5 protein-coding genes are annotated in these 5,526 nt (G+C 60.3%); all 5 read right to left on the reverse strand.

Features of this window, described 5'->3' with window-relative positions; genetic code table 11:
- Nucleotides 1–97: 97 nt before the first annotated feature.
- The 5 genes from QMB98_RS03320 to QMB98_RS03340 all read right to left on the reverse strand — a co-directional run bounded on the left by QMB98_RS03320 (nt 98) and on the right by QMB98_RS03340 (nt 5,100).
- Complete coding sequence (locus QMB98_RS03320; protein WP_371684230.1) at nt 98–847, reverse strand: SDR family NAD(P)-dependent oxidoreductase; 750 nt, start codon at nt 845–847, stop codon at nt 98–100.
- A 4-nt stretch (nt 848–851) separates the two neighbouring features.
- Nucleotides 852–1,850: a 2-hydroxyacid dehydrogenase gene (locus QMB98_RS03325; RefSeq protein WP_371684231.1), complete on the reverse strand. Its 999-nt coding sequence runs from the start codon at nt 1,848–1,850 to the stop codon at nt 852–854.
- 7 nt (nt 1,851–1,857) lie between these two features.
- Nucleotides 1,858–3,387: an FGGY-family carbohydrate kinase gene (locus tag QMB98_RS03330; protein WP_371684232.1), complete on the reverse strand. Its 1,530-nt coding sequence runs from the start codon at nt 3,385–3,387 to the stop codon at nt 1,858–1,860.
- 377 nt (nt 3,388–3,764) lie between these two features.
- On the reverse strand, nt 3,765–4,328 hold the full coding sequence (locus QMB98_RS03335) for a glycerol-3-phosphate responsive antiterminator (RefSeq protein ID WP_371684233.1): 564 nt from the start codon (nt 4,326–4,328) through the stop codon (nt 3,765–3,767).
- Nucleotides 4,321–5,100, reverse strand: coding sequence for a class I fructose-bisphosphate aldolase (locus QMB98_RS03340; RefSeq protein ID WP_371684235.1), 780 nt, complete (start codon nt 5,098–5,100; stop codon nt 4,321–4,323). Before QMB98_RS03340 ends, QMB98_RS03335 begins: the two co-directional genes overlap by 8 nt.
- Nucleotides 5,101–5,526 lie beyond the last annotated feature (426 nt).

Genomic DNA, 5,526 nt, shown 5'->3' on the forward strand with positions numbered 1-5,526 from the left:
CTGTCACCTATGTCCTGATACAGAAACGTCACCTATGTCTTGAGACATCACATGGACTAGGTGTGGCCCCTCGACCTTCCCGCCGCTACCGTCTTCCTCAGTGGAGCAGCTGGCCGCCGCTGACGTCCACGGTTGCTCCCGTCATGTAAGACGACTTCTCGGAAACCAGGAACGCAGCAACGGAAGCGATCTGCTCGGCTGTCGCGACATATCCGATCGGGATCCTGGCCTCGTAGAACTCCCTCTTGTTTTCGAGAGCATCCGCGATCATCGGCGATTCCATCGTGCCAATGGCGAGGCAGTTGGCCGTGACCCCGTTGCTTCCCATCTCCTTCGCAAGCGACCTTGTCATCGTGACCATGCCGCCCTTCGCGGTCGCGTATGGGACGTGACCGGTGGAGGAACCGCGGAAGGCCGCCTGCGAGGTGATGTTGAGGATACGGCCGGGCTTGCTCTCCCCCGTGCAGTGCGCGATGAAGAGCTGGGACAGGAGCATGGGGGCGCCGAGGTTCACCTCGAGGGTGTCGTCCCACAGCTTGTCGTCGAACTCGCCCACGTTCGCGGTCAACCACAGTCCAGCATTGTTCACGAGAATGTCGAGGCCACCGAGTGCCTCAACGGACTTTTCAAACAGGTTGCGGGTCTGGGAACGATCGGACAGGTCGGCGTGGATCGGAACAACCTCTCCATCGACCCCGTCCGCCATCGCTCTCGCGTCCGCCTCGCGGCTGCGGTAGTTGAGCGCGACGCTTGCGCCCTCGTCGGCAAGTATTTTAACGAGCGCCGCCCCCATGCCGGACGCTCCGCCCGTGACGAGGGCGCGCTTGCCCGTGAGATGAAGATCCATGTCGTTACCTTTCCAGCAGTTCCAGCAGCTTCTTGCTCAGCATCTTTGGTGTCTTAGCGAACGCATCCCGTGTCGATCCCGCCAGGTGTGACGTGATGGTGACGTTGGGAAGGGACATCCACTCCGAGTCTTGCGCGAGCGGCTCCTCATCAAAGGTATCGATTGCGGCGCCCTGAATCTTTCCTTCTCGCAGTGCGGTCAGCAGAGCCTGCTCATCCACGAGGCCCGAACGTGCCGTGTTGACGAGAACCGCGGTCGGCTTCATGAGGTTGAGGAGCTTCTCGCCGACGAGGTGATGGTTCTCCTCGGTAAGGCACGAGTGGATGGTCACGACGTCGCTCGTTGAAACAAGTTCCTCGAGGCTCTCCACCTTCGTTCCGTACTCGGAGGACTCCAGGTAGGGATCGTAGAACTGGCAGGTCATGTCCATGCCCTTCAGGAACCGCATGACGAGCTGGCCGATGTTACCCGCGCCGATGAGGCCGACAGTGCGTCCCTCCAGCTCCCAGATGTTGTCCGAGTTCGGGAAGTCCTTGAGCCACACGTGCTCTGTCATGGCGGCGTGAGTGCGGGCAATGTTGCGGGTCTCGGCCAGGATCATGCCGACCGTGAACTCCGCGACCGCACGCGCGTTGCGGCCGCCCGTGTTGAGGACGGTGATGCCGGCGGCCTTGGCCGCCTCGGCGTCCACGTTCTCGGTGCCGCCTCGCAGCACCCCCACGATCTTGAGGTTCGGGCTAGAAGACAGCACCTCCCGCCCAAGCGGAGCGAACTGGGTGATGACGACTTCCACTTCGCGGATCTGATCCGCGATGTTGGAAGGTAGTGCGACCCCGTTGGGTCCGTGCTGTTCCACCTCGAGGTTCACTTCCTGGAGCTTCTCGATGGACTCCGACTCCCACTCGACGTAGGTAATGTCGTGACCGGCGTCGGCGAGTTCCTTCGTCCCCTCGGTCAGCATGTCGAGCGGAATGAAGGCGTCAGCAATGGCAAGTATTTTCATGGTCGTCCTACTTGGTTGGGGTGAGGTCGTTGATGAGCGAGATGAACCGCTCGTAGCGCTTCGCAAAGAGGTCCGCGAACTCGGGATTGGGTTCGACGGTTGCCCTGGGGGCTGCGGTCATGGCGCGCACGGCGGTGCCAACATCGGGGTGCAGGCCAGCGGCGACGGCGGAGCAGATGGCGGTGCCGAGGGTGCCGGACTCGGTTGCGTCGACAATGTCGAGGGGCTTGCCGATGCCGTCGGCAAACATCTGGAGCCAGATGGTGGAGTTGGCGGCGCCGCCCGTGAAGCGCACGTGGCCGGTCAGCTTCTCGTCGTGGGCCCGCAACTGCTCGATGTGGTACATGTGCGAGAAGATGACGCCCTCGTACACGGCACGGACCTGGTGGCGAATGTCGTGGTAGCCGGTGAGTCCGAAGAATCCTGCCCTGCCGTCGGGATAGATGTCGGTTCCGTTGATGTAGGGAAGGAAGATCGGGTCCTCAATGTCGGGCACGAAGTCGTGAATCATGCGTTCGCATGCCGCAAACACCTCCCCATCCGGGACATCTCCGTGACCGAAGGCCTGGAGGGCCTTACGCACAACGGACTTGAGGTACCAGTCGAGGTTGGAGACACCGTTCGGGCTACCGTCGAGGAACAGGTAGGTGTTGTCGACCGGGTAGGGCATGGTCAGCCACACCTTGTTATCTGAGTCGAGGTTGACGTCGCGCGACAGCACCTCGTTGATCGACCAGGTGCCGGTGATAACCGTGAGCTCGTGCTCCTCGACAAGTCCGGCAGCGAGCGCACCCGCAGCCACGTCCATGACGCCACCAGCAACCGGGGTCCCGACGTTCAGTCCGGTGAGGGCGGCGGTTTCTTCCGTGATGTAGCCGGCGATCTCGGCGGACTCGCAGAACGGCGGGATCTTCTCCGACCAGCGGGAGATGCCGTAGAAGTCGAACAGGTCCTGATCGAGCTCCTTCGTCACCACGTTCGAGAGTCCGACTCCGCAACTGTCCGTCACCTCCATCTTCGCCTCCCCCGTCAGGCGGAAGCGGATGTAGTCCTTGGCCGACAGAATGTAGTCGGTGTCGTCAAAGAGATCCGGTTCGTTGTCGTCGAACCAGGCGAGCAGTGCCGGTGGCTGACCAGCCCACACGGTCGACCCGGTCTTGGCGCGAACCCTGTCGTCGTACTCGGGATCGGCAAGCCACTTATCGACGTAGGACTGGGCACGAGCATCGGTCGAGATGACTCCCGGTCGTGGCGCGCTACCGTCCTTGCGTGCGAGGTAGATGCCGTTGCCGTGGCCCGTCACAGCAAGGGCTGCGATCTCGGACGGATCGATTTCTGATTCGAGAAGCACGTTCTTGATGGCAGTGACGTTTGCTTCCCAGAATTGATCGATGTCTCGTTCCGTGAAAAGCGGGCGGGGGTTGAGCGATTCGAGGTGCGCCTGAGACAGGGCGTAGACCTTGCCCTCAGCATCGTAGATTGCGGCCTTGGTGACAGTGCCACCATTGTCGATTCCCAGAACATAACGGTTAGTCATCGTTGACTCCTAGTTAAGAATTGTTTGTCGTGAATACGGGTTGAGATGGATTGCTCATGGAATAGTTGGGCCGATGAAAAAGAGATCGATGGGGATTGAGGACCTGCACGGAGCGAACGTGTTGACGACACGATATTCAAGAGTCGTCTCACACTCGCAAGAAGTGACTTGCGGTCCGCGGTCTCGGCATCGAGACCGCTCTCAGTCTCAGCTTCGAAACTGGATGAGTCTCGGGACCTCTCGCGCGACCTGGGGCACCGGCATTAAGGCGAATAAGCTCGGCGCGTTCACAGGGCGGGCTCGTGCGTTCTTTTCTGTGCCTGGGAGCTCCGGGTGGGATGACTTGCTCGCGGCAGGCGGGGGCCCACCACGAATCGTTACTCCCTGATGTCCCAGAGTCCGGGACTACTCACCGTGATTGCGGAGTATCCGCAGTCAAAGAGGTTGTCCCGTTCCTTCGTGGTCACGATCATTCCGCCCGCGATCAGGGTGGCATTGTCGGCGTAGGGTTCGAAGAGCTCCCAATACCTGTCCGCCATTGCTCCCGGGAGGATCTCGATACCATCGGGTCGCACGTCTTCGAGCACCTGCTGGCCCTTCTCGAGCGAACGAGAGTCCATGATGAAGACCCGAAGGATCCCGTACATGCCGGCCTTCTGAGCGAAGTTCACGACCTGGGCGCTCTGTGTGAGCACGCCGGACACTCCGTACATGTTCTTCAAGAGCCTGATTCCGTCCCTGTCGGGACGGAACCCACCAATGAGGTCACAGTGAACAAGGACCTTGTATCCCGCAGAAATGCACTTCTTTGAGAGGGATTCAAGGTTGCCAATGTGAACGTTGGTGAGCAACACGTACGGAGAGGTGCTCGTCAGAGCAGTCTCGAGTTCTTTCAGGTGGCGGACGGACGGGATGACCGTGCGATCGGGAATATCAATCATTAATCTCGTTGTAAATTGTCATGGCCTGCGCTGCAGTGGCATCCTCGTGGACGAGGGCTCCGAGCGCTGACACCATTGCTAGCGGCTTGGGATCCTGGGTGATGTTACGGCCCACGGCGACACCGGAGGCGCCGCAGGCGATGACGTGTTGGACGAAACCGAAGTAGGTCTCGTGGTCCGACTTCGGGCCACCAAGTGCCAGCACCGGCACCGTACAGTTGTCGACAATCAGGCGGTCCTCATCGGCTCCCGAGAAGCGGGTCTTGATGATGTCGGCACCGAGTTCCTCGCTGAAGCGGGCGGCGGCCGCAATCTTGGCGGGGTCTGCCGACTCGGGTGTGGTCACGGGGTAGCCGTACGGAAGTGACTCGCACATGAAGGGGAGGTTCCATTCGGTAGACTGGCGAGCCAGCTTCACGGCGAACGCGTTCGACGGCACCTCGTTGTGGGCTCCGGGGAAGTTCATGATGACGACACCATCGGCACCGATGCGTAGCGCATCAGTCACGTCGAAGGCCGGCATCGTGTCCGGAACCGAAGCGTCGTAGAGACCCGCTGTCACATCGACACGCAGAGTCAAACCGACGTCCGTGAAGCAGTCGGCGAAGTTGCGTGCCTGACCGTAGGTGACGAGGACATTGTTCAGGCCGTACTCGGCCATGAGCGGGACCTTGCGGGCCGCGTCGTCGACGCCCGCGGTCTTCTCGGCGAAACCAAATCCGTCGAGAGCAAGCGAAACCGAACGTCCGTCGGCTCCGAATATTCTGTTCATTCTGCGTGTCTTTGACATATTCATTCCCTAAATGTTGAGTGACTGTCACGCAGACCGGTATAGAAAAAGGCCCGCGCAACCATGTTCGCGCCGAGCCTTCATTACCATCCCGAAATGCATATTTTGTTTCACTCATCGTAACATCACTGAAACTTTTTTGTGAAAGGCGTCGCATAAATTAGGTGCACGAATCTCCCGCCACGACCGAGCCCCACCACGACAATTGACGCGTCAGCCCAGGTGAATGAGCAAGTGGTGTTCTCGACCGTTAGCCACTCGATAACCGATTGGCGACACGCCAACATAGGACACGCCCCCTACAGTTCGACCCGCGGTCTCCCTCATGTCGAGACACGCGTCTTCCAGCTCGCACGCCCTGTCCCCTCTTGCTCTCGAGGGAGCAGATGGGCCGGCACAGATTGTGCC

Source organism: Flaviflexus sp., assembly GCF_041440645.1.
Classification (GTDB): domain Bacteria; phylum Actinomycetota; class Actinomycetes; order Actinomycetales; family Actinomycetaceae; genus Flaviflexus.